Here is a 23,866-nt window from a genome sequence, read left to right on the forward strand (position 1 = left end):
CAATCAATCACCTTGACACCTTTTGAGCTGCCGATTGGCCACTGACTCCTGCTACGCCTGATTACTCGTTCCCTTAATACCCCTTACAAGGAGAGCCTCCAGCCCTCCAACATTATTTTCTCTCCGCCGTCATGAGCAGCTCCCACCCCCTAGATCTACGCCTGCCCACTCCGGGGTGCTTCGCCGATCCTGAACGAGCCGGGCTAGATGCCGATGCTGTATTCGACGGGATGACAGAACATCTGTTCTTTACCCTCGGAAAACTTGCTCCCACAGCAAGTAACCATGACCTCTACATGGCCCTGAGTTATGCCGTGCGGGATCGGCTGATGACTCGCTACCTGGCAAGTCTTGAGGCAATTCGAGCCCGACCCCACAAGACGGTGGCCTATCTATCTGCTGAATTCCTCATCGGTCCGCAGCTCAACAGCAACCTGCTCAACCTTGGCATCTCGAAAGATATCGCAGAGCAAGCTTTACGCCGCTTCCGGATCGAATCACTCGATCAGATCCTTGAGGTCGAGGAAGAGCCCGGCCTCGGCAATGGAGGTCTAGGCCGTCTTGCCGCCTGCTATATGGAATCACTGGCAAGCCTGCAGGTGCCAGCTATCGGCTATGGAATCCGATACGAATTCGGCATCTTCAACCAATTGATCCGAGATGGCTGGCAGGTAGAGGTCACAGACAAATGGCTCAAGGGTGGTTGGCCATGGGAACTCCCCCAACCCGAGGAGGCCTGCTTCGTTGGGTTTGGTGGTCGCACCGAGAGCTACACCGACGGCAAGGGCAACTACCGCTCACGCTGGATCCCCTCCGAGCATGCCATCGGCATTCCCCACGATGTGCCGGTCCTTGGCTATCGGGTCAACACCTGTAACCGCCTACGCCTCTGGCGAGCAGACGCGACTGAAAGCTTCGATTTCTACGCCTTCAACATCGGTGACTACTACGGCGCTGTGGAAGAAAAGGTTGGTTCAGAAACCCTTTCCAAGGTGCTCTATCCCAATGACGGCACCGATGAAGGACGCCGCCTGCGCCTCAAGCAGCAACACTTCTTTGTGAGTTGCTCCCTCCAAGACATGCTGCGCAGTCTTGGAAACCGAGGCATTCCCATTGAAGAGTTCCCTAATCACTGGACCGTTCAGCTCAACGACACCCACCCGGCGATTGCCGTAGCAGAGCTGATGCGACTGCTCATTGATGAGCACTATCTGGATTGGGACACCGCCTGGGACATCACGACCCGCTCAGTCGCATACACCAACCACACGTTGTTGCCAGAAGCCCTAGAGAAGTGGGATCTCACTCGCTTTAGCAGCCTGCTGCCCCGCCACCTTGAGCTGATCTATGAGATCAACCGCCGCTTCCTACAACAGGTGCGCCTGCGTTACCCAGGCAATGATGCGATCCAGCGAAAATTGTCGATCATCGATGAGGATGGTGGCAAGGCCGTGCGCATGGCGAACTTGGCCACCATTGCAGCCCATCATGTGAACGGTGTTGCGGCTTTGCACTCTGATCTGTTGAAGCGACAGCTGATGCCGGAATTCGCTGAGATCTGGCCGGAAAAATTCACCAACGTCACGAATGGCGTCACGCCGCGGCGCTGGGTAGCCCTTGCCAACCCAGCCCTCTCACGACTACTCGATGAACACGTTGGTCCTGAATGGATCACCAACATGAAATTACTCACCAAGCTCGAGGAGCGGCAACATGACAACGCCTTCCTAGAGCAATGGGGAGCAACCAAACTTTCGGTGAAGCGCAAACTTGCCGGTTACATCCATCGACAAACCGGTGTTCTGGTGGATCCTTCGAGCCTCTTCGATGTGCAGGTCAAACGAATACATGAATACAAACGCCAACACCTCAATGCCCTTCAGGTGATCACCCACTACCTGCGCATCAAGAACGGCCAGGCCAAGGGAATGGCTCCGCGCACCGTGATCTTTGGAGGCAAGGCAGCACCTGGCTACTACATGGCCAAACTGATCATCCGCTTCATCAATGGCATTGCCGAAACAATCAACGCTGATCCCGATATGGAGGGCCGCCTTCGGGTCGTTTTCCTACCTGACTACAACGTAAAACTCGCTGAGCAGATTTATCCCGCCTCAGACCTCTCCGAACAGGTCTCAACAGCAGGCAAGGAAGCTTCAGGTACCGGCAACATGAAGTTCGCGATGAACGGAGCTCTCACCATCGGCACCCTTGATGGTGCCAACGTTGAAATCCGTGAGCGAGTCGGCCCTGAGAACTTCTTCCTGTTTGGCAAAACCGAGACGGAAATCATGGAGCTCCAAACCAAGGGCTATCGGCCCAGGCAAATTGTTGAAAACTTGCCCGAGCTAGCGGAAGCCTTAAGGCTGATCGGCCTTGGCCATTTCAGCAACGGCGATGGAGAACTGTTCCGCCCCCTGCTCGACAACCTCACTGGCTTCGATCCATTCTTCGTATTAGCCGATTTCGCCGATTATCTGCGCGCCCAAGACGCGGTCAACCAAGCCTGGACCAACCGAAAACAATGGAACCGGATGTCACTGTTAAACACCGCAAGGACTGGATTCTTCTCCTCAGACCGCTCAATCCAAGACTACTGTCAGACAATCTGGAAAGCTGAGCCCTTCCCCGTAGAAATTACCTGCGATGTGCCCTGAAGAATCAATAAAAGATTGGTAGGAAAGCTAACTGCGATCGGGCAAATCAGGGGTCTGATGCAGAAGACGGTTGAGGCGAAGCCGATCTGCATTGAGAGGATCTGGAGCTAGTTCACCAGCAAGTTCTCGGAATTTCTGCTCAACAGCTTCTGGCACCTTCACATCAAAGATACGTTCCATAAGGGCTTCGATGGAGAACAGGTGAGCATTGATGTTCTCCAAATCAGCGATCGATTGCTGGATTGCATCAGCTGGCTCTTCTCCCCCACCAACAGGAGTGGCCTGAGTATTAGCAGCCTCATTGGCTTGGGAACCATATTGCTTCTGAAGATCTTCAAGAACACGACCAGAAAGTGTTCGAAAAGACTGCAAAGCAGCCCAATTGAGCTCCTGTTGATGACGCAAGGTAGGGCACTCACGAATCAGCCGATCATGCTCCCGGTAAAACCTTTGACAGTCAGGGCATTGACAGGGCTCTTCAGGCACCGCACTCCGTCTAGCTCACATCCCATCATGCCATCTACTAAGCCGCAAGAGGAGGCTCGCTTGAAAAACTGCCCTCCCCCGAATCTGTATCACCTGGAGCCGGCAAGGGAATCTCAATGGTGGACACCACCTGGATCACGTCGCGCAGTCGCATCGAATCAGCAAACCAACCCATCGCCTGCTCAGTATCACCTCGGCGTTCAGCATCACTGGCCTGATCTTCATGAGCCTCAGCCAATAAAGCCAACCAGCAGAGGCAGCGTGCCTGAACCACAGAGAGGTCCAGGTCCATGGGCTGTGAATTTGCAATGCTCTCGCTTTCCTGCTGCACAAGTAGCCGTAGCCGCAGATCGTGAAGCTGGGTCATGACACCTGATCCACCGAATCAACACTAGCGAGAGCGTGGCATTTGCCTAGCCCACCAGATGTAGTACCGGCTACCGCGAACCGTTGGCAAAAAACGGGGCTGGCGGGACTCGAACCCACGACCTACGGTTTAGGAAACCGTCGCTCTATCCGGCTGAGCTACAGCCCCATCACAAGGAATTATGCCCTCAATGCATGATGGAAGCTGAAAGCAGGTGAGGTGTTCGCGATCAAGTGGTCATTGCCCTTGGCAAGACAAGCTTGGTTGAGGAAAGTCCGGGCTCCCCGATGGCCAGACTTGCTGGGTAATGCCCAGTGCGGGTGACCGTGAGGAGAGTGCCACAGAAAAACACCGCCGATGGCCTCATGGGGTTCTACTCCGGGCACAGGCAAGGGTGCAAAGGTGCGGTAAGAGCGCACCAGCAGCATCGAGAGGTGCTGGCTCGGTAAACCCCGGTTGGGAGCAAGGCCAAGGGGCGATGGCTGGCCATCTGCCACGTTCCACATAATGCGCCGCTTGAGGCCGTCGGTAACGGCGGTCCTAGATAGATGAGCACCCACTGCTATTGAGCAGTGAACAGAACCCGGCTTACGACCTGCTTTCACCCCACTCCAGTCAAAGTGGGAACGGATATAACAACACCATACATTTAACGCCTTCACCATATCGAAGAGGGATGCACCGAAGATCTCAATAGTGATGTTGTCCGCAATTTCGGCATCGCATATCGGAAAAAAGTGGGCTTCAGCAGCTGTTCATCATCCCTCCGTCCAACCTCAGCCCTGAAGTTCGACGCTAAAGATTTCGATGGTGCTTTCCTAATCCTCGATGAGGCCTACACCCTGCTAGCAGACACGATCGAAAACCAAAAGACCTATATCGCCAAGCACCGCACTCAAGTGATGCAAGCCGTTGAGCAATTGCGTCATGGCGCTCATCAGATTTTCATTCTTTCGGGCACGCTCAAGCAGATCGATATCGAAGCAATCGAGGATCTAATCGGCCATCGGGCCTTCATGAATCAGAACACATAGAAGCCTGTCGCAAATAACAAGTTCTCCTCCTTCACTCGTGAATCGCTCCTTCATTCAAACATTCAAAACTGGTGAGCTGCATGCATGTGGGTTACCCAGCATTACTTTTGGTTCAGTCCTTCTTCTATTCCTCTTACTAGACCCCGACAAAATCAGTATACCCCCAAAACCTGAAGACATCAAATACGTTAATTAAGGGGAACAGATTTCATGAACGATTTTATTTTACCAGTCACCTTTCCTATGACTCTCAGCACACTTAATAATAGCTCTGTCTCAAAGGCTGATTTTATCATAATTTTTCTATGTTTATCTAGTCCCTTATTCGCAGAGTCTAGCAGCGAATAAAAATATTTTTTTGCAATGGTCTTAGATAAAAGAATTTTTTTCACAAGGTGCGGCATCAATGAATAGCATCGATGAATCAATTGCAATTTATAAAATGTATTATATACTTTTGGCTCCTTAATAATTTCCTCAATCTGTATACCCTTCGCCGTTGGCACTTTGGGGTAATCTTTATCCCTCATAATCTTACTTATTACTTCTTCATTTGCAGGCAAGGCAATATATTGAATTGCCTCGCGAATTTTCTCAAAGGTTAGCATTGTTCTTATTTTTTGCCAAAATCCATAATAAAAAGCATGCTTATTATAGCCTTGATTAAAATCTTCTATAAACAGCATCCCTATAAAGTGCATCATATGAGTTTTCCTTTGGGGATAAAGCGCGTGAATAGCGCGTGTTGAGAATATAATCACATCGCCTTTCTTAAAGGTTAATTTATCAAATCCACAGTATCTTGCTTTTGCATCTTCATATGGATAATAATAGCTGCCGTCTGGTTTTTGATCCCCTAGATGAATAAGGTCTGATGTTTGCTTATATTCACTTTTTAGCTCTAAGGGCCAGTGCGTCCTCACTTGGCTAAATCCACCCCCTCTTGTTTCGATATTATGAGATCCTGGAAATACTAGGAATGATCCATCTAATACTTCTTCGAATTCGCTGCGGGCTTTTTTGCCAAATCTGTCTTTGATTGGAAACCGATCATTAATACATATAAGCACTTTCGCAATATCATGCTTATAAAAGGTGTCTCGATGCGGTCCATGAGTATCATTACCAACATTGATTGTTTCTGAACCAAGAAACTGATAACCTTTTCCCAATATTTCTTGCAAGCACCTAAATATTCTTTCTTTTCCTGCCAATATTGAGGCGAACCCTTTGTGATGCTCGATGGGACCAAGCAGAGGTTGCACTGATGCTTCGTCATTATCATATTGCTTATTGTTTAAATTATAGAAATCTTGGTATAGCTCCAAAAGCTTATCAATTTCAGCGTTAGAAAAAACATTTTCAAGCCTAATAGAAGAATTACAGCTGTAGCTTGGTAGAACTGACTCCATTCGATAATTCCTCATGCAACACAATCAAGAGTTTCTCACAAAAACTCGCTTCTGTTAAATATCCAGCTTCCCCACCCATCTACAACTAATCTACCCATGCTGTCATCAAATAACTGCAATTATACATAATGCTTAGGCCAAAGAAGAAGGGAGTATCGAAGATGGGGCGTTCGACATTAAAGCGGAGGAATCCTGATTTCATCTCCAGCAACTCCTAGGCCCCGAAGAAGACGAACCTCCACTTCGAGCTGTCGATCCTGACGCTGAAGGCCCACGGTTCCGAAGTGGAATGAGATCAGACATCCTTTCTCTCCTGATGAACGGCTTCAACTCGACCGTTGAGACCGCTGAAAAGCAAGCCGACGAAGAAATCCTGAACCTGGAAACGATCCTGGCTGAGACCCCTTAAGGGGGCGTTGTCCAAACCGCTGGCCTGACCCTACTGTGAAACAGCAGCTCATCGCCGCTAAGGGGCCCGGGCACTACATGGCCGAGTTCCATCACGAGGCCGCTCTGAACGCCACATTTCAACACCTGGAGTCTTCCCAACGTTGAAGCAGTTGATTATCTTTTCTTGTTGACTGGGATTCTAAACACGCTCCGGACACAAAAAAGGGCCAGAAGGTGTCAGCCCCCAGCCCTGACCGAATCAAATAAGTGACCTAATTTTGGCATCCCTTAAGAAGAAATCCACCACTGTCCGTTCAGGCTTTGACAGTGATTGGTTGCCGCCAAGTGTAAACCAACCGTTAGCCTAGGAGCCTAGTTTTAACTACGAAGTTCGGGAGTGTGGCCCAAACCCGACTTACTCCCTACTTTCATCCTTTCCCAAACATGCAAATCTATTCCGCCATAATGCACGAATAGAGGCAAGCCAAAATGGCGAAATCGCTGGCACAAATTATCCTATCCCCAAAGCATTAATGCATTACAATAGGGAGGCAGATCAAACACATCACAAGTCCTCTTAATATATAGTTTCCAGCGAATAGGGGCAAAAGACATCATCTTTTACCCCTAAAAGCAATCGCACATGTCTCAGCGAAGCTCCTACTAAAATAGAAAAAATTAAACTGCTCTCTAGACCTACATATTTCTAGAAAGAAGATATAATCTAACGTCAAGCTTGCAAACAATATTGCCCCTCCGTCCTCAATAAAGCAAGCTCTTTATTAAAATCTTTTTCTATAATTTCATGGGCCATATCAACAATGATTCCCAAAAATTCAAGGCTTAAAACTAGTAAGGCAATGCCTAAAATCCGCTCCACACCTAGGAATCAGCCCTAAAAAGACCATATGCAGGCAACAACAGCAACAGCAACAGCAATGGCAATGGCAATGGCAATGGCAATGGCAATGGCAATCAAAAAGCTGCCGAACCAATCAGCTCGCCAATATCTTACCTCCTCAAGCCAAGTGGAGGATGAAATTCAAGGACGCTGCTAGAAACCATGCCTCCAATCTGTTCATGAATATGCAATCCATCATCAGCCAAAAGAAATGCAAATAACGGAAGCCAACATAGATACAACCTAGATCCTCTTCTCAGAGCTATAAAAACCAAGAGAATAAAACACCATAGACATTTTAAGTATTGGCAAGATTCAGGGAGAGACCAATCTTTTCCAAATTAAAGCGACTATCAAGGAATCCGTTCAAGTAAATGACGTGAAGAAGAAAATAAAAAGGAACTTAGAGGCTGCTTCATTGAATTTTAATTTATGCATGTTTAAAAAAGGCCCCCATTTACGAATACTCATCCATGCCAAGAAAAGCAAAGTTCCATGCTGGAAGGTATACACTTCATCTAATGAGCTGATAGGAATCCCTGCAAATATCAACATTACCGAACAAGATATTAGGCTCAGTTTGAAGCAAAGATTTCAATGGCAAGCAAGGCACCAGAATCAGAACTTTCCAATAAAGAATCTCGCATTACGAGCACGACCCTCCAAAATCAAAGCAGTTAAAGCACAAATCGAAGCAATATAATGACATGATGCGAACTCCTAGCAAGGGTTTCCCATCTCAGGCTCCTTTTGATGCCCTCAACAAAGACAACGCAACTCTCGCAAAGTCGCATTAATCAATTAAAAGGCCTTGTCCAAAAGCTTGGTGTTGAGCTCTGGGATTATTCCTTCAACCTTGTTGATCAAGCTCTGACCCACACTTCAGCCAGAGCTGCAAGCAACCATGAACGCCTGGAATTTATTGGTGATGCGGTTCTAAGACTTGCCGCCACCGAGTTCATCAACAAAACATTCCCCACCATGTCTGTGGGCGAGTCCTCCGCACTTCGCTCACAGCTGGTCAGTGATCGTTGGCTAGCAGAAGTGGGCGAGCAGATTCAGATTGATCAGCTGCTGATCATCGGGGCTAAGGCCACAGCTGATGATCCAGCGAGAAACACCATTCGAGCTGAAACAACTGAAGCACTCATTGGCGCACTCTATGAAGGCAGCAAAAGCCTTGCCCCAATTCACCACTGGTTAACTCCCTTCTGGCAAACCACCAGCGATGAGGTGCTTTCAGCACCCCATCGTTACCAAAGCAAGAACGCCTTGCAGGAATGGAGCCAAGGCCAAGGATTGGGATGCCCCAACTATGAGATCAATCAACACAGCAAGAAACATGGCGATCAAAAGCGTTTTTTCGCGCAAGTTCTGCTCAACGGCAAACTCCTTGGCGAAGGATGGGGTGGATCGATCAAAGATGCTGAACAGGCAGCCGCAAAGGTCGCGCTTCAAAAAATTCTTCCTTGCCCTTGAGTAGACGATCTCAGGCCTGAGCAACATGGATCCCTGAAGCTGCCATCAGCACAGCAAGCAAAATTTTGCCAACAACAAGCCACCTCAAAAGCTGCTGATTAGGCCTGACCGGTTAGCTGTTGACAGGAACTTCATGCAAGCATGCCTTAATGCATAAAACTCAAGCCAATTGAAGATCCTTAAGAGGAATCGTGACCAACTTGTCCCAGTTACCCCCCTCAAACAACACTGCAGCTCGATCTCCACTGATACGTTGAACACACCCGCTATAGCCGTTGTAGATCGAGCGAATCTCGTTCACAACCACATTGGAACCAGGCAAGATCGGTGCTTCTACAGAGGCCATGAGATCAGCTTTTGGCAGTCTTAGCGCCATTATCAGCAGACATGCTTTCTCCGCCCATGAACGGCGACGAAGACTGGCTCACCGTGGGGAAACTGGTGGCCGCCCAAGGAATGCAAGGTGAACTACGAATCAACCCCAGCAGTGACTTCCCTGAACGCTTCACTCTTCCTGGTCAACGCTGGCTCAAAAAACGCAATGGTGAGCCACGACCTATTGAATTGCTGACTGGACGTCAACTACCTGGCAGGTCGCTCTATGTCGTGAAATTTGCTGGGGTGAACAATCGCAATGCGGCCGAAGCGCTTGTAGGCCAAAACCTACTGGTGCCTTCAAGTGATCGTCCTAGCCTGGCCGAAGGCGAGTTTCACCTGCTTGATTTGGTCGGCCTCGAAGCCCGTTTGCAAGCGGAAGGCCCTGCAATCGGTCATGTCATCGACCTCACCACCGCCGGGAACGACCTCCTCGAGATCGAATTACTAACAGGACGGCGGGTTCTGGTTCCATTCGTAGAAGCCATCGTTCCAGAAGTGCAACTCAATCAAGGCTGGCTCCGACTCACACCACCTCCTGGACTGCTAGAGCTCTAAGCAATCGACAGAAGCAAGATATCTAAGCGATTCTGGGAACACTGAAGTACGAAACCGTGGCCACTCCCCCCCTGATTCCAGTGATCCTCTGTGGCGGAACAGGTACCCGCCTGTGGCCGCTGTCGCGCGCGAGCTACCCCAAGCAGTACTGGGCTCTAAGCGGCTCCAGTGAAGAAACGCTGCTTCAGCAAACACAACAAAGACTTAAAGGCATCGAAGGGCTTAGTGCGCCACTGCTGGTCTGCAACGAAGAGCATCGCTTCATCGTGGCCGAGCAGATGCGCCAAATCGATATGGAGCCCAATGCAATCCTGCTCGAGCCCATGGGTCGCAATACCGCTCCAGCAGTAACAGTGGCGGCACTGCAAGCCACAGAACGAGGCGAAGATCCACTCCTGCTAGTCCTAGCTGCAGACCATGTCATACGCGATGCAACCCAGTTCCGTCATGTCATCGAAGCCGGTCGCATCCCCGCAGAAGCCGGGCGACTTGTGACCTTCGGCATCGTGCCCACCGCCCCTGAAACAGGTTACGGATATATCGAAGCAGCAGAATCATTCGGCAACGGTGAACCCAAAGCCGTACCCATTGCCAGGTTTGTGGAAAAACCTGATCGCATCGCCGCTGAGCAGTTCCTCGCAAATGGATGCTTCACCTGGAACAGTGGCATGTTTATGTTCAAAGCGAGCGCCATCCTGAGCGAGCTGGAGCGACTATCTCCCGAGGTGGTGAGCTGTTGCCGTGCTGCCCTGGAGCAGGAAGTACCCGACCTCGACTTCTTGCGGCTGGAACGTGAAGCCTTCGCCAAATGTCCAAACGTTGCTATCGATGTCGCTGTCATGGAAAAAACTGAGCTGGGCACGGTGCTGCCTCTCGATGCTGGCTGGAGTGACGTGGGCAGCTGGAGTGCCCTATGGGACACCACTGATCGAGATCTGAACGGAAACGTTCTACGAGGTCATGTCATCGCTGAAAGCAGTCGAAATTGTTACCTACGTAGCGAACATCGGCTTGTGGTAGGCCTAGGAGTAGAAGACCTTGTTGTGGTTGAAACGGACGACGCAGTTCTGATTGCCAACCGTAGTCAAGCCCAGGAAGTTAAAACGATTGTGAAGCAATTGGAGGCGGATGGAAGTCCGGAAGGCAAAGCTCATCGCAAGATCTATCGACCCTGGGGGCATTACACCTCTGTGGTGAAAGACAGTCGCTGGCAGGTCAAACGTATCGAGTTAAAACCTGGTGCAAGCCTCTCACTACAAATGCATCATCACCGTGCTGAGCACTGGATCGTCGTCAAGGGAACAGCCTTGGTCGAAAAGGACGGAGAAAAGCAATTGGTAGGAGAAAACCAGAGCACCTATATCCCTTTGGGCTGCAAACACAGACTCACCAATCCAGGACGGATGCCCATGGAATTGATTGAGGTACAAAGTGGTCCATACCTCTGTGAAGATGACATCGTGCGCTTTGAGGACCGCTACGGCCGTAGTGAGAGGGTGATCGTCAATTGAGCTTGAGCTATTCCACTGTCACGCTTTTGGCCAGGTTGCGAGGTTGATCCACATCAAGACCCCTATGAGCTGCAATGTGATAGCTCAGTAGCTGTATCGGAACAAGCGTGAGCAGAGGACTAATCCACTCGCTCACCTCAGGGACTGGAAGTAAAGCATCAAACAAGGCCGTATCCGCACACTCCGGCCCCACACCGATCAGCTTTGCATCACGAGCTTTCGCCTCCTGTGCATTGCTGAGCACCTTCTCAAAAACCACTCCCGGCATCGCAATCGAGACGACCGGCACACGCGCATCGAGCAAAGCAATAGGTCCATGCTTCATTTCCCCCGCTGGGTAGCCCTCTGCATGGATATAGCTGATCTCCTTAAGCTTGAGAGCTCCCTCAAGGGCAATGGGATAGTTGATGCCACGACCCAAAAAGATCACATCTTGAGTATCAGCGAAACGGTTCGCTAAAACTTCGCAGCGTTGATCATGAAGCTGCACCAGCGTGTGCAGCTGATGCGGTAAAGCCCTTAGTTCGTCTTTTAGGTTGGCAATCTCAGTGACTGAGCGGTGACTACGACGAGCAGCAAATGCCAACGCAAGCCCATAGAAAGCCAACAACTGCCCCAAGAAGGTCTTTGTAGCTGCCACCCCCACTTCAATCCCTGCACCGATATCGAGAATGTATGGAACCTGACGAGTCAGGGAACTTTCTGGCCGATTCGTAACCCCTAACTGGCGAGGCGCAAATGCAGGCTCACCATGAGCCTGCCTACGCTGAGCATCCATCGTCAATGCCGCGAGAGTATCTGCGGTCTCCCCAGACTGAGTCACCCCAATCGTGAGTGTGTGGGCTGCTAATGGAGGCGGTGCATAGCGAAACTCACTTGCATAAAAGACAGAAGTGGGAATCCCCGCGAACTGCTCCAACAAATAGGCCCCTACAAGTGCCGCATGACGACTCGTGCCACAGGCCAAAATCTGAATTCGCTCTAGATCGGCATAAAAGGAAGGATCCAAGGGCAAAGCCACAGGATCATCAGACGAAAGATCTGGAGGCAGATGACGTGCTACCCAAAGCTCCGCAGTCTCAGGCTGCTCGTGGATTTCCTTGAGCATAAAATGACGGAAGTGACGTTTATCGGCCACTTGATCACCGCCACTGAGCAGTGAAGGGCTTCGCTGCTGCCGTTCACCTTGTGCGTTGTAAAGCTCAATCCCCAAAGGCGTGAGCAAGGCCACCTCTCCATCTTCCATAGGAAGAATCGTGCGCGTGAAGCCTGCCAAAGCTGGCGTATCACTTGCGCAGAGGAATTCACCTTCGCCAAGACCAATCAAGAGCGGCGCTTGCTTGCGTGCAACGACAAGAGCACCTGGTACTTCCGCACAAACCACTGCCAGGGCATAGGCACCCTTCAACTGAGGCAACACCCGTTGCACAGCTTCTAACAACATCCTTCCATTCACGACACGGCCCTGAACCTGAAGAGCACGAAGTTCAAGCGAGATGAGATGAGGAATGACTTCCGTATCTGTCTCTGAAACAAACCTCACCCCTTCAGCCTCAAGTGCCTCGCGGAGAGAACGGTGATTCTCGATAATTCCGTTCTGTACTACCGCCACAAGACCAGAGCCATCCCTATGGGGATGAGCATTGCGCTCTTCAGGTTTGCCATGGGTGGCCCAACGGGTATGGCCGATACCGCAATGCCCTGGCGCACCCTTCTCTTCCACACATGCTGTGAGGTTTACCAGCTTTCCTTGAGCCCGCTGGCAAGTGAGCCGACTGGAACCATCCTCAGCTAACAGTTCAACAGTGGCAAGACCAGCAGAGTCGTAACCGCGGTATTCGAGCTGCCTAAGCCCTTCTAACAGCAACGGGGCCGCCTCACGGGAGCCAATAACCGCAACGATTCCGCACATAAAAAAAGCCCGGCACCTGCCGGGCTGAGCTTATGGGGTAGATGCGCAAAACAGGGACAACTAAGACTGAGACGTTGAACTCAAATCAGTAAGCCAGGCCCATACTGCGCGTGGTCTCGTCGCCTAAATAAACCCGAATGCTGAGGAAATCAGTGGGGCAGGCGGTTTCGCATCGCTTGCATCCCACACAATCTTCAGTGCGAGGAGATGCAGCTATCTGGCCGGATTTATGGCCATCCCAGGGAACCATCTCGAGAACATCGAGAGGGCAGGCACGAACGCATTGAGTGCAACCAATGCATGTGTCGTAAATCTTGACAGCGTGAGACATGAGCCTGGTCCGGAACAAAAGGCTTGAAGTAACGGTAACTGGCAAGACTCCTAGTGAGACAAGTTCGACGTGTTGCCGTCACCGTTGTTAACCCCACTACCGCCAGCTCGTAGGATGGATCGTCCCGTCTTCACGGCTATGTCCCAGGAAGCGATCCTTGAGAAAGTCCGTTCAATCGTTACGGAGCAACTGAGTGTTGAGGCCGGCGAAGTGAAGCCAGAATCGAGTTTTCAGAACGACCTTGGTGCCGACTCCCTCGACACCGTGGAACTCGTGATGGCCCTCGAAGAGGCCTTTGACATCGAGATCCCCGACGAGGCGGCTGAGGGCATCACGACCGTCGGTGATGCCGTCAAGTACATCGCAGACAAGCAAGCCTGAGGATCGGCATGATGGAGAATCTCCATCGGGTTGTGATCACCGGTCTAGGAGCGGTCACACCGATTGGCAACACGGTCGCGGCCTATTTAGAAGGGTTGAAGACAGCCACCAATGGCGTAGGCGCCATCAGCCTGTTTGACGCGTCAGCCCATGCATGTCGCTTTGCCGCAGAGGTTAAAGACTTTGACCCAACCGGTTTCCTCGAAGCGAAGGAATCAAAAAGATGGGATCGATTCAGCAAATTTGGCGTAGTAGCAGCCAAACAGGCTGTTGCTAATGCCGGTCTGAGCATCGAAGAGGAAAATTCCTCCCGCATCGGGGTGATTATTGGTTCAGGTGTGGGTGGTCTGCTGACCATGGAGACCCAAGCCCACGTTTTGAATGACAAAGGTCCTGGTCGAGTTAGCCCATTCACAGTGCCGATGATGATCCCCAACATGGCTACTGGGCTTGCCGCCATTGCGTTGGGTGCCAAAGGCCCAAGCTCAGCAGTAGCCACAGCTTGCGCAGCTGGATCCAATGCCATTGGCGATGCTTTCCGGCTGCTGCAACTCGGCAAAGCTGATGTAATGGTTTGTGGTGGTGCAGAAGCAAGCATCACGCCACTAGGGGTAGCTGGTTTTGCCAGTGCCAAGGCTCTCTCCTTCCGCAATGATGACCCCGCCACGGCTAGCCGTCCGTTCGATGCAGAACGAGATGGATTCGTCATCGGGGAAGGATCTGGCGTTTTGGTACTGGAGACCCTTGAGCACGCTAAAAATCGCGATGCCACGATCCATGCTGAGATTGTGGGCTATGGAATGACCTGCGATGCCCACCACATCACTGCCCCAACCCCGGGCGGCGTTGGTGGTGCAGAAGCAATCCGCCTGGCCCTAAAAGACGGACAGCTGGAGCCCACCAGCGTGGATTACATCAATGCCCATGGCACCAGTACTCCTGCCAATGACAGCAACGAAACAGCAGCCATCAAAAATGCTCTCGGCGAGAGGGCTTATCAGATTCCTGTGAGCTCCACAAAATCCATGACGGGTCACCTTCTTGGTGGATCGGGCGGCATTGAAGCTGTGGCGTGCGTGCTTGCCCTTCAGCACGGCATGGTGCCTCCCACCATTAATTACCTCAACCCAGATCCACAGTGTGATCTGGACTATGTCCCCAACATGGCCAGAGAACAAAGATTAAGCGTTGTGCTCTCCAATTCCTTCGGCTTCGGCGGCCACAACGTCTGCCTCGCCTTCCGCCAAATCGCCTAAGCGGCTCTGCCGCCTCCATCCTTCAGACTCCCTGCTATCCCATCTCAACACCATGGTCGCTGCGACTGCTTCCCTAGACACGCTCTGCATCAACAGCATTCGCATGCTGGCCGTCGATGCGGTCAACAAGGCCAACAGCGGCCACCCTGGCCTGCCGATGGGCTGCGCTCCCATGGGTTATGCGTTGTGGGACAAGTTTCTGAACCACAACCCAAAGAACCCCAAGTGGTTCAACCGCGACCGCTTCGTGCTGTCCGCCGGACACGGCTGCATGCTGCTGTACGCCCTGCTGCACCTCACCGGCTACGACTCGGTAAGCATCGACGACATCAAGCAGTTCCGGCAGTGGGGCTCGAAGACACCCGGCCACCCCGAAACCTTTGAGACCCCCGGCGTTGAAGTGACCGCCGGCCCCCTGGGTGCCGGAATCGCCAACGCTGTTGGCCTGGCCATCGCTGAATCTCACCTGGCCGCCAAGTTCAACAAGCCAGGGGCCACCCTCGTCGACCACTACACCTATGTGGTGATGGGCGACGGTTGCAACCAAGAAGGTATTTCCTCTGAAGCCTGCTCGCTCGCAGGACACCTGAAGTTAGGCAAATTGATCGCCCTCTATGACGACAACCACATCACGATTGACGGCCGCACCGACGTTTCCTTCACCGAGGACGTGCTAAAGCGCTATGAGGCCTACGGCTGGCATGTGCAGCATGTAGCTGACGGCAACACTGATGTGGATGCCATCGCCAAGGCGATCGCTGCTGCCAAGGCCGTAACCGATAAACCGTCGATCATCAAGGTGACCACCACCATCGGCTATGGCTCCCCCAACAAAGCCGACACAGCCGGAGTCCACGGTGCGGCTCTAGGTGCAGAAGAAGCTGAGCTCACCCGCAAGCAACTCGATTGGAACTATGGCCCCTTCGAAATCCCGCAGGCGGCTTACGACCAGTTCCGTACCGCGATCGAGCGCGGTGCCAGCAAGGAATCCGAGTGGAACCAAACCCTCGCTGAATACCGCAAAAAGTTCCCCACAGAGGCGGCTCAATTCGAACGGATGCTGCGCGGAGAACTTCCTCAAGGATGGGACACGGGCTTGCCCAGCTACACCCCAGACGACGGAGGCCTGGCCACCCGCAAGCACTCCCAAATCTGTTTGGGTGCTCTAGGACCGAACCTTCCCGAATTGATAGGTGGGTCCGCCGACCTCACCCATTCCAACTACACCGACATCAAGGGAGAAACAGGCTCTTACCAGCCTGAAAGCCCAGAAAAACGCTACCTGCACTTTGGTGTTCGTGAGCATGCCATGGCCGCCATCCTCAACGGCATCGCCTACCACGACAGTGGCCTAATTCCCTACGGCGGCACCTTCCTGGTGTTTGCTGACTACATGCGCGGCTCAATGCGCCTCTCGGCCTTGAACATGCTGGGTGTGATCTACGTGCTCACCCATGACTCAATCGGTGTTGGAGAAGACGGCCCGACCCACCAACCCATCGAAACCATCCCATCACTGCGGGCGATGCCCGGCATGCTTGTTTTCCGCCCCGGCGACGGCAACGAAACCAGTGGTGCATACAAGGTGGCCATCCAAAACCGCAACCGCCCCAGCTCCTTATGCCTCAGCCGCCAGAACATGGCCAACCAAGCCAACTCGTCGATCGACAAAGTGGCACTCGGTGGCTACGTACTGGAAGATTGCGAAGGGGAAGCTGATCTCATCCTGATCGGTACAGGCACCGAGCTCGACCTTTGCGTGCAAGCCGCCAAACAACTCACCGCTGATGGCAAGAAAGTGCGCGTGGTCTCGATGCCATGCGTCGAACTTTTCGAGGAACAGAGTGATGCTTACAAGGAAGAAGTGCTGCCAAATGCCGTTCGTAAGCGCATCGTGGCGGAAGCCGCGGAATCATTTGGCTGGCATAAGTACATTGGACTTGATGGCGACAGTGTGACTATGAACCGCTTCGGCGCCTCTGCACCGGGTGGCACATGCATGGAGAAGTTTGGCTTCACCGTAGAGAATGTGGTAGCGAAGTCAAAAGCGTTGCTGAATTGATCTGCAAGTTACTCAATAGCTCTAGCAAGCCTCTTTTCTGCTCCGCATCTCTACTGGTGCGGAGCTTTGTTATTGGTATCGAGTGAGCGGACATCTCCGCCTAGACTCAGGTCTAAATATCTAACACTGACGCCTTGCAAACGACTCGCAATCTTGTTACCGGAGGCGCAGGTTTTCTTGGCTCTCATCTAGTCGACAGGCTCATGGAGGCGGGTGAGGAAGTCATTTGCCTCGACAACTATTTCACTGGGCGCAAAGTCAATGTTGCGCAATGGATCGAGCATCCACGCTTCGAATTAATCAGACACGATGTCACCGAACCAATCAAGCTCGAAGTTGATCGGATCTGGCATCTGGCATGCCCTGCATCACCGGTTCACTATCAGTTTAATCCGATTAAAACAGCCAAAACCAGCTTTCTTGGTACCTACAACATGCTGGGCCTCGCTCGCAGGGTAGGCGCACGACTACTACTCGCAAGCACAAGCGAGGTTTACGGAGACCCAGAAATTCATCCCCAACCAGAAAGCTATCGCGGTTGCGTTAACACAATCGGGATTCGCAGCTGTTACGACGAGGGAAAGCGCATCGCCGAAACACTCTGCTTCGACTATCAGCGAATGCACGGCACTGAGATCAGAGTAATGCGCATCTTCAACACCTATGGCCCCCGAATGTTGCCAGATGACGGCAGGGTGGTGAGCAACTTCATCATGCAGGCACTTCGTGGTGAACCACTAACCCTCTACGGAGATGGCCTACAAACACGTTCATTCTGTTATGTGGATGATCTCATCGAAGGCATGTTGCGCCTCATGAGCAGTGATACAACTGGGCCCATTAACATCGGCAATCCCAGTGAATTCACGATTCGCCAACTGGCAGAGTTAGTTCGCAATAGTATCCAACCCAATCTGCCTTTGATCTCAAAACCCTTGCCTCAAGACGATCCAATGCAACGCCAGCCAATAATCGACTTAGCCCAAAAGCAACTGGACTGGAAGCCACTCATTCCGCTTGAAGATGGACTAACAAGAACGATCGACTGGTTTCGCAAGCAACTATGAAACAATTGAGCAATAGAATCTATCCTGACCTAGTTAAATTCAAATATTAGCCATCAACTAGACAACTCCATCTATAAAAATAAAAAATCAAGGGTAACTCTAAGATACTAACAGACAAGCACTAAAAAAATATTAATTCTATGCTCGACAGGGGCTTGCCTTGCCGAGCATCTAACAATGTTAAAATAGCAAGTGGTCAACCAATGCTTCTAGATGGCAGAGACTGCCAGCCTATCAATAATACTACCTGCTTTCAATGAAAGGGATAACATTTACACCATCATCGAATCAATCATTGATCTATCCTTGCAATACAAGCTAGAGATTATCGTTGTAGATGATGATTCTCCAGATGGCACCTCTGAGGTGGTATTGGAATTAGCTCGTCAATATTCATTCATTCGATTAGTTAGGCGTGTAGGCAGAAGTGGGCTTTCCAGTGCCATCAAAGAAGGGCTCTTAAATGCTTGCCATGAATATGCTCTTGTCATGGATTGCGATGGCCAACATCCTACCTCAGTCATCCAACAGTCAATAAGTCATCTAAGAGACAAAGGCTTAGATCTTGTTGTTGGCAGCAGGTTTCTTCAAGGATCTGTAATCAATGGTCTCACCAATGATCGAGAAAGTGCTTCAACTTTTGCAAACTTTCTTGCCAAAAAAAGTCTCTCAAAAAGATATCGCCATCTAACTGATTACATGAGTGGATTTTTTGCAGTCGACTTGAAGCAGGCCATGCCAATCATTCGCTCTGTTGATGTCAATGGCTTTAAGTTCTTATATGAATTATTAGCCAAAAGCAATGGAGCCTTATTAGCTGGCGAGGTGCCCCTGATCTTCGAGAAGAGGCTTCATGGGAGTTCTAAACTGGATATCGCAGTCGCATGGGATTTCTTATTATCATTTCTACATTCAATCAGCTTAAAGCTTATTCCTCGTCGCGCAATAAGCTTTGCGCTCGTTGGCCTAAGTGGTGTTTTTGTACAGCTGTTTAGTGTTTTTATTCTTACCAAGATACTTGCTTATTCTTTTCAATCCTCTCTACCTATTGCCGTCATATTGGCAGCAACATCCAATTACTTAATCAACAATATTTTGACTTTTAGGTTTGCACGTCTTAATGGCTTAAAATTAATAAAGGGCCTTACAAAGTTTTTACTTGTTTCCTCTTTACCATTCGTGGCCAATATTGGATTGGCATCTGCTTATTACGAGCACATCTCTTCCAACGAGCTGATTGCACAACTGCTTGGAATCATCTTTGCCTTTACTTGGAACTATGTGGCAAGCAGCAAATTTGTTTGGAATACTCCATAGCCATATAACTTCTGCTCTTCATTGGTGACACACAAAATATTTTAGGGCAATGCAATTTCAGACTTCCGATTGATGTGATGCATCTATCTCGTATGACTGAACAAAGCCTCCAGCCATTCTATATACTCTCTAGACAGATTTTCATTTATAGAATACTTACTTCAGTCCTCAGATCGAGAAATGATCAATTTGCTGGTATGCATTCAACTCTAGGTTCAAATCGTAGTACCCCTTGAGAAAATCGCAAAATGAACAATCCTAAGTGATGATCTAAAGGCTCATGATGTTAAAGGGAACTTGGATTGAGCTTATCTTCTCGATACGTAATGCCTGCACGATTGCATCGGGGTTCAGCAACAGTCTTATCAAAGCGCACTAAACCTATCCAAATGAACTCAACTTTGAACAAATCCAGGAGGTTCCAGGCGTACAGCAAACCACTGCAGGCAGAGACCTTGGCCCACCTCGAGCTCACAAGCGGTATCAAGCAATCGCTGGGCCGCTGAAACCAGTGAGTTCTGACTCTGCAAATCCTCTGGCAAGACATCCAAACTCTGGAGCCAAGTTTGCAACCAAGCAAGTGTGTCAGCAGCGCTCAGAAGCCGCTCAGGCTGGCCAGGCTCCAACACGACGTAGTGATCAGAATCACGAATCAAGGGATCAGACATTAGACAGCCATTTCTGGATCGGTTTTCAAGCAAGGCTCATCAGGCTGAGTCATCCGTCTCAAGCAATGACAACTCAAGCTGATCCCTCCAGTGGAATAAGGGCTGCAGCCGCGGGTGATCACTCAGGCCGAACACACCTTTACCGGCAAGTACTGCCCCAGCCGAGGCTGGAAAACGCATTAAAGAAATCTGAGCGGCTACAGCTAAATCAGCCAGGCTCATCGCATCTCCTACTAGCCAGGACCTTTTCTGCATCAAATCAGCCAATTGTTCGAGGCTCGTTAATAACTCAACCCTCTCTGCCTGGCCAATGATCTCAGAGGCACCGTTCAACAAACCCCCCGGGAGATCTCCCATGACCTGACGCAAGGGAGTTGGCAGATCTTCTGGAAGAAGAGCTAAACGCAACTCAGAGTCCAAGGCTGCAGCCTGCAACAAAGCTGACCGGCCTGCCCGCGCCAATGTCGTATCAGCCCAATCTTCAATCAAGTACACCTGCGCGGCCTGCTGTGGATCAACCGGAATAAGGGGTGGTTCCGGCTGCTTAGCCTCGAGATGTCGAGCAATGGTGCTGGAATCTGCCAAAACAACATCGCCATCAACAAGTACCGGGACCTGACGCTGACCTGACAAGCGAAACACGTTGAGCTGTCCTAACCCGGGGGTAACCTCCACCACCTGGTAAGTCAAACCCTTGGCCTGCAAGACCATCCGCACCTTAAGACAGAAGGCGGAATGGCGGAATTGATGCAGTTCCATCATCGTTTGCTCTGCCAAAAGAACGGCAGAGTAGCTAATAGCTTCAAAAGCTCGCTAAGACAAAGAGGATAATAATCGCATTTCACTTTCGGCTGAGTCGGCTGAGAGTGGAAAATGAAAAGAGCGTTGTATACAGATTCAATCAAGCCTGGCAAGACAATCGGCGTTGAAAGTTATCCAAATGACTGTATTCCAAGACACAAATCATAAGTTTACTTTAGGCAAATCATTCAATTTATCAACCGCAAATGGTTCATACTGAGCAATAAATCAACATAAATCTGCGACACGCCGAAGAGAAGTGTTCCAGGCGTCTTCCCCTTTAAAGACTTCGCCAATTGCCTTTTCTTGAGCAACACTGCCTGCGGCTATCGCCAGAATGGCCGCACGAACTGAGCTGAGATCTGAGCCCCCGCTCGTCGCTCTAAGCAATAGAGGCAACAGCAAGCCCTCAGGCGCTGCTCTGCGGTCTCTCAAAGGAACTGCCGCATTGCCTTCTCCCTCACTAAACTAACGTTGTATAACTGGTCACACTGTAGATGCACGATACCGGCAACCTTCGCTCTCAGGTGATCTGTGACTTCAGAAGTAGCTTCATCCTCACTTTGGGCTAACCCATTTTCAAAAACCCTCTGCAATAACTGAAGATGAGAGAGTTATTTCTCAACTTGTCACGCTATCCGCGATACCTCATCGCCTTCTGCCTTGGTTTGCTCAACAACTACATCGAGCCACTCGCCAAGCGACGCAGTAATCCCGTAACTGCAATAGCAATCATTGGGGCCCTAATAAGTGGATTGATCAGCATTGTCTTAATCATGCATGCCATGGTGTATCCAACATCACTGGCATAGGTATGGCACCTGGGCGACGGGTGGAGCGGGTCGCTGCCCTAATCCGCCGAGAAACAAGCGAATTACTCATCCATGGCATCCGCGACGAACGGGTGCATCAGGGCATGGTGAGTATTACGAATGTGGAAGTCTCCGGCGATCTACAGCACTGCAAGATTTTTGTGAGCATTTACGGCGAAGAGATCCAACGCTCTGAAGTGCTAGAGGGTCTAGAGGCCGCCAGTGGTTTCCTCAGAGGCGAGCTTGGCCGCAGATTGCAGATGCGACGTGCACCTGAAGTGCACTTTCATTTGGATCGCGGAATCGAGAAGGGAACTTCGGTACTGAATCTTCTTGAGCAATTGGAACAACAGCGAGAAACCCTTGAAGAAGTGCAATCAGAGAGTGATCAACCAACGACTTACGAGACAACAACTGTCAACAAAACGTGAACCCGCCGATCCAGAGCCCCCTTCGACGTCAAGTCGCTGAGTTGCTGGTGGTGCGAGCAAGTGGTCACGCCAGCGATCACCAACGCCGTTATCCAAAATGGGAACTAAGCAACGCTGAGCTAAAACGTTTGCTCGCTGAAGGTGTGGGCGGTGTGATTTTACTGGGCGGCACAAGCACCGAAATTAAGCATCGCTGCAAGAGACTGCGACAATGGGCGAGAGCACCCCTCCTGTTATGTGCCGATGTGGAAGAGGGAGTCGGTCAACGCTTTGAAGGCGGCACTTGGCTCGTACCGCCCATGGCCCTTGGACGGCTCTATCAAGAAGACCAACGTCGTGCTGTCAATCTGGCCGAGCGCTACGGCCGCTGCACAGGACACCAAGCTCGACGCTGCGGACTCAACTGGGTGTTAGCACCCGTCTGCGATATCAACAACAACCCAGCCAACCCTGTCATCAATGTGCGGGCATGGGGAGAAGACACTGCCACCGTCTCTTCTTTGGCCTGTGCTTTCCAACAAGGCCTTGCAGCAGAAGGTGTGCTGGGATGCGCCAAACACTTCCCAGGTCATGGCAATACGGGAATGGATTCCCATCTGCAGTTGCCTGTACTGGATGACAACCTCCGCCAGCTTGTGGAGCTTGAACTCGTGCCTTTCCAAGCCGTCATGAAAGCCGGCATCGACAGCATCATGACGGCCCATCTATTGATGCGAAACCTCGACGCCACCTGTCCGGCGACCCTGTCTCGAGCTGTTCTCCAAGACCTTTTACGCCGCCAACTCAAGTTCGAGGGCTTGATCGTGACCGATGCCCTGGTCATGCGAGCAATTACTCAGTCCTATAGCGCTGGCGAAGCCGCCGTGATGGCCTTTGCCGCCGGTGCTGACCTGATTTTAATGCCCGAGAACGCAGATGACGCTATCCAGGCCCTATGCGAGGCCCTCCAGTCGGGCCAAATCCCAATGCAACGCTTGCACGCCTCCCTAGAACGCCGGCGAGAAGCCTTACAAAAGGTTGTTACCTCCACTGCAAAGCTGGCCCTCAAAGACAGCACAAGCATTGACAAACCCCTGGAAAGAGATGAAGACCGTGCTCTCGCTAGAGAACTGGTGACTGCATCGCTAAAAATCCAACATCCAGGACCGGTCACCCCAACTGAGTCAGGCATCAATCTTCTGCGGGTGGATGGAGTCTTGCCCTGCTCGGTACTCGCAGCCACGGCCCCAGCACTCGTACTGCCCTCTGAAGCTGGATTTCAAAGTTTGCTCTGTCACCCCCTAGGGATCTCTCCCTGGCAAGACGACCCAGATCAGCCTTTAGCTCTAGAACGATTGGGCATCGGCCCAGTAATGCTGCAACTTTTCTTACGCGGGAACCCCTTCCGTGGCGACCAGGATCGCCACGAGCCATGGGTGGCAACCGTCAAGCAACTCCAACAGCAAAAACGCCTCGCAGGCCTAGTTGTCTACGGCAGTCCTTACATCTGGGATGAGCTGATTGAAGTGTTAAATATCGGCATCCCCGCGGCTTACAGCCCTGGGCAAATGCCTGAAGCGCAGCGCCAGGTTCTTACCTGCCTGCTACAACCTGCGCAGGTGCAATCAAGTGCCCAAACGCCGCTGTTCCAAGACTTCACTGACTGACGTCTATATCCT

At 51.1% G+C, this 23,866-nt stretch carries 24 protein-coding genes, 1 tRNA gene and 1 other RNA gene; 14 read left to right on the forward strand and 12 right to left on the reverse strand.

Going from position 1 to position 23,866, the window contains the following annotated elements:
* The first annotated feature begins 131 nt into the window (after positions 1-131).
* Entirely contained in the window at positions 132-2,657 is a 2,526-nt protein-coding gene (locus SIB66_RS01645) for a glycogen/starch/alpha-glucan phosphorylase (RefSeq protein ID WP_063407367.1), read from the forward strand.
* 27 nt (positions 2,658-2,684) lie between these two features.
* On the opposite strand, the gene SIB66_RS01650 is transcribed toward SIB66_RS01645, so the two are convergent.
* The 3 genes from SIB66_RS01650 to SIB66_RS01660 all read right to left on the reverse strand — a co-directional run bounded on the left by SIB66_RS01650 (position 2,685) and on the right by SIB66_RS01660 (position 3,678).
* On the reverse strand, positions 2,685-3,143 hold the full coding sequence (locus SIB66_RS01650) for a hypothetical protein (protein ID WP_011827171.1): 459 nt from the start codon (positions 3,141-3,143) through the stop codon (positions 2,685-2,687).
* Positions 3,144-3,180: 37 nt separating this feature from the next.
* The gene (locus SIB66_RS01655) at positions 3,181-3,510 is read right to left on the reverse strand and encodes a hypothetical protein (RefSeq protein WP_011827172.1); all 330 of its coding nucleotides are present in this window, start codon (positions 3,508-3,510) and stop codon (positions 3,181-3,183) included.
* A gap of 94 nt (positions 3,511-3,604) precedes the next feature.
* Positions 3,605-3,678: transfer RNA gene (locus SIB66_RS01660), tRNA-Arg, on the reverse strand.
* 38 nt (positions 3,679-3,716) lie between these two features.
* Between SIB66_RS01660 and rnpB the strand changes: the two genes are divergently transcribed.
* Positions 3,717-4,117: RNase P RNA component class A (gene rnpB / locus SIB66_RS01665), an RNA gene on the forward strand.
* Positions 4,118-4,247: 130 nt separating this feature from the next.
* Complete coding sequence (locus SIB66_RS01670; protein WP_063407368.1) at positions 4,248-4,544, forward strand: zonular occludens toxin domain-containing protein; 297 nt, start codon at positions 4,248-4,250, stop codon at positions 4,542-4,544.
* Positions 4,545-4,732: 188 nt separating this feature from the next.
* On the opposite strand, the gene SIB66_RS01675 is transcribed toward SIB66_RS01670, so the two are convergent.
* From SIB66_RS01675 to SIB66_RS01685, 3 genes are all read right to left on the reverse strand, one after another.
* Positions 4,733-5,956: a hypothetical protein gene (locus tag SIB66_RS01675; protein ID WP_063407369.1), complete on the reverse strand. Its 1,224-nt coding sequence runs from the start codon at positions 5,954-5,956 to the stop codon at positions 4,733-4,735.
* A gap of 295 nt (positions 5,957-6,251) precedes the next feature.
* Complete coding sequence (locus tag SIB66_RS01680) at positions 6,252-6,380, reverse strand: hypothetical protein (protein ID WP_268873692.1); 129 nt, start codon at positions 6,378-6,380, stop codon at positions 6,252-6,254.
* 696 nt (positions 6,381-7,076) lie between these two features.
* A complete protein-coding gene (locus SIB66_RS01685; RefSeq protein ID WP_236073845.1) occupies positions 7,077-7,226 on the reverse strand; it encodes a hypothetical protein in 150 nt (49 codons plus the stop codon).
* A 774-nt stretch (positions 7,227-8,000) separates the two neighbouring features.
* Here SIB66_RS01685 and rnc point away from each other — a divergent pair.
* On the forward strand, positions 8,001-8,726 hold the full coding sequence (gene rnc / locus SIB66_RS01690) for a ribonuclease III (protein ID WP_063407372.1): 726 nt from the start codon (positions 8,001-8,003) through the stop codon (positions 8,724-8,726).
* 160 nt (positions 8,727-8,886) lie between these two features.
* Here the strand turns inward: rnc and SIB66_RS01695 are convergent, their stop codons facing one another.
* A complete protein-coding gene (locus tag SIB66_RS01695; RefSeq protein WP_063407685.1) occupies positions 8,887-9,072 on the reverse strand; it encodes an NAD(P)H dehydrogenase subunit NdhS in 186 nt (61 codons plus the stop codon).
* A 41-nt stretch (positions 9,073-9,113) separates the two neighbouring features.
* Between SIB66_RS01695 and rimM the strand changes: the two genes are divergently transcribed.
* The gene (rimM, locus tag SIB66_RS01700; protein ID WP_063407373.1) at positions 9,114-9,659 is read left to right on the forward strand and encodes a ribosome maturation factor RimM; all 546 of its coding nucleotides are present in this window, start codon (positions 9,114-9,116) and stop codon (positions 9,657-9,659) included.
* 56 nt (positions 9,660-9,715) lie between these two features.
* On the forward strand, positions 9,716-11,170 hold the full coding sequence (locus SIB66_RS01705) for a mannose-1-phosphate guanylyltransferase/mannose-6-phosphate isomerase (protein ID WP_063407374.1): 1,455 nt from the start codon (positions 9,716-9,718) through the stop codon (positions 11,168-11,170).
* Positions 11,171-11,177: 7 nt separating this feature from the next.
* Here the strand turns inward: SIB66_RS01705 and glmS are convergent, their stop codons facing one another.
* Both glmS and psaC read right to left on the reverse strand, forming a co-directional pair.
* Positions 11,178-13,082, reverse strand: coding sequence for a glutamine--fructose-6-phosphate transaminase (isomerizing) (gene glmS, locus SIB66_RS01710; protein ID WP_063407375.1), 1,905 nt, complete (start codon positions 13,080-13,082; stop codon positions 11,178-11,180).
* An 85-nt stretch (positions 13,083-13,167) separates the two neighbouring features.
* A complete protein-coding gene (gene psaC, locus SIB66_RS01715) occupies positions 13,168-13,413 on the reverse strand; it encodes a photosystem I iron-sulfur center protein PsaC (RefSeq protein ID WP_011827179.1) in 246 nt (81 codons plus the stop codon).
* Between the two features lie 138 nt (positions 13,414-13,551).
* Between psaC and acpP the strand changes: the two genes are divergently transcribed.
* The 5 genes from acpP (at position 13,552) to SIB66_RS01740 (ending at position 19,496) form a co-directional block, all read left to right on the forward strand.
* Positions 13,552-13,794: an acyl carrier protein gene (gene acpP, locus SIB66_RS01720; RefSeq protein WP_063407376.1), complete on the forward strand. Its 243-nt coding sequence runs from the start codon at positions 13,552-13,554 to the stop codon at positions 13,792-13,794.
* Between the two features lie 8 nt (positions 13,795-13,802).
* Positions 13,803-15,050: a beta-ketoacyl-ACP synthase II gene (fabF, locus tag SIB66_RS01725; RefSeq protein WP_063407377.1), complete on the forward strand. Its 1,248-nt coding sequence runs from the start codon at positions 13,803-13,805 to the stop codon at positions 15,048-15,050.
* Between the two features lie 52 nt (positions 15,051-15,102).
* The gene (gene tkt, locus SIB66_RS01730) at positions 15,103-17,112 is read left to right on the forward strand and encodes a transketolase (RefSeq protein WP_063407378.1); all 2,010 of its coding nucleotides are present in this window, start codon (positions 15,103-15,105) and stop codon (positions 17,110-17,112) included.
* Between the two features lie 134 nt (positions 17,113-17,246).
* Positions 17,247-18,179, forward strand: coding sequence for a UDP-glucuronic acid decarboxylase family protein (locus SIB66_RS01735; protein WP_063407379.1), 933 nt, complete (start codon positions 17,247-17,249; stop codon positions 18,177-18,179).
* Positions 18,180-18,392: 213 nt separating this feature from the next.
* A complete protein-coding gene (locus tag SIB66_RS01740; protein ID WP_063407380.1) occupies positions 18,393-19,496 on the forward strand; it encodes a glycosyltransferase family 2 protein in 1,104 nt (367 codons plus the stop codon).
* Positions 19,497-19,891: 395 nt separating this feature from the next.
* On the opposite strand, the gene SIB66_RS01745 is transcribed toward SIB66_RS01740, so the two are convergent.
* The 3 genes from SIB66_RS01745 to SIB66_RS01755 all read right to left on the reverse strand — a co-directional run bounded on the left by SIB66_RS01745 (position 19,892) and on the right by SIB66_RS01755 (position 21,400).
* Complete coding sequence (locus tag SIB66_RS01745) at positions 19,892-20,164, reverse strand: chlororespiratory reduction protein 7 (protein ID WP_063407381.1); 273 nt, start codon at positions 20,162-20,164, stop codon at positions 19,892-19,894.
* A gap of 39 nt (positions 20,165-20,203) precedes the next feature.
* Entirely contained in the window at positions 20,204-20,926 is a 723-nt protein-coding gene (locus tag SIB66_RS01750) for a glutathione S-transferase family protein (protein WP_063407686.1), read from the reverse strand.
* 267 nt (positions 20,927-21,193) lie between these two features.
* On the reverse strand, positions 21,194-21,400 hold the full coding sequence (locus SIB66_RS01755; protein ID WP_063407382.1) for a hypothetical protein: 207 nt from the start codon (positions 21,398-21,400) through the stop codon (positions 21,194-21,196).
* A gap of 170 nt (positions 21,401-21,570) precedes the next feature.
* On the opposite strand from SIB66_RS01755, the gene SIB66_RS01760 reads away from it, so the two are divergent.
* Genes SIB66_RS01760 through SIB66_RS01770 form a run of 3 tightly spaced genes read left to right on the forward strand, consistent with a single transcriptional unit; the run spans position 21,571 to position 23,854 of the window.
* Positions 21,571-21,777, forward strand: coding sequence for a DUF751 family protein (locus tag SIB66_RS01760; RefSeq protein WP_011827188.1), 207 nt, complete (start codon positions 21,571-21,573; stop codon positions 21,775-21,777).
* A 2-nt stretch (positions 21,778-21,779) separates the two neighbouring features.
* Positions 21,780-22,208, forward strand: a complete 429-nt coding sequence (gene rbfA / locus SIB66_RS01765; RefSeq protein WP_063404835.1) for a 30S ribosome-binding factor RbfA — start codon at positions 21,780-21,782, stop codon at positions 22,206-22,208.
* On the forward strand, positions 22,205-23,854 hold the full coding sequence (locus SIB66_RS01770; protein WP_063407383.1) for a glycoside hydrolase family 3 N-terminal domain-containing protein: 1,650 nt from the start codon (positions 22,205-22,207) through the stop codon (positions 23,852-23,854). The genes rbfA and SIB66_RS01770 overlap by 4 nt, the downstream gene beginning before the upstream one ends.
* The last annotated feature ends 12 nt before the right edge of the window (positions 23,855-23,866 follow it).

It is taken from the genome of Prochlorococcus sp. MIT 1318, assembly GCF_047304505.1.
GTDB lineage: Bacteria > Cyanobacteriota > Cyanobacteriia > PCC-6307 > Cyanobiaceae > Prochlorococcus > Prochlorococcus marinus_D.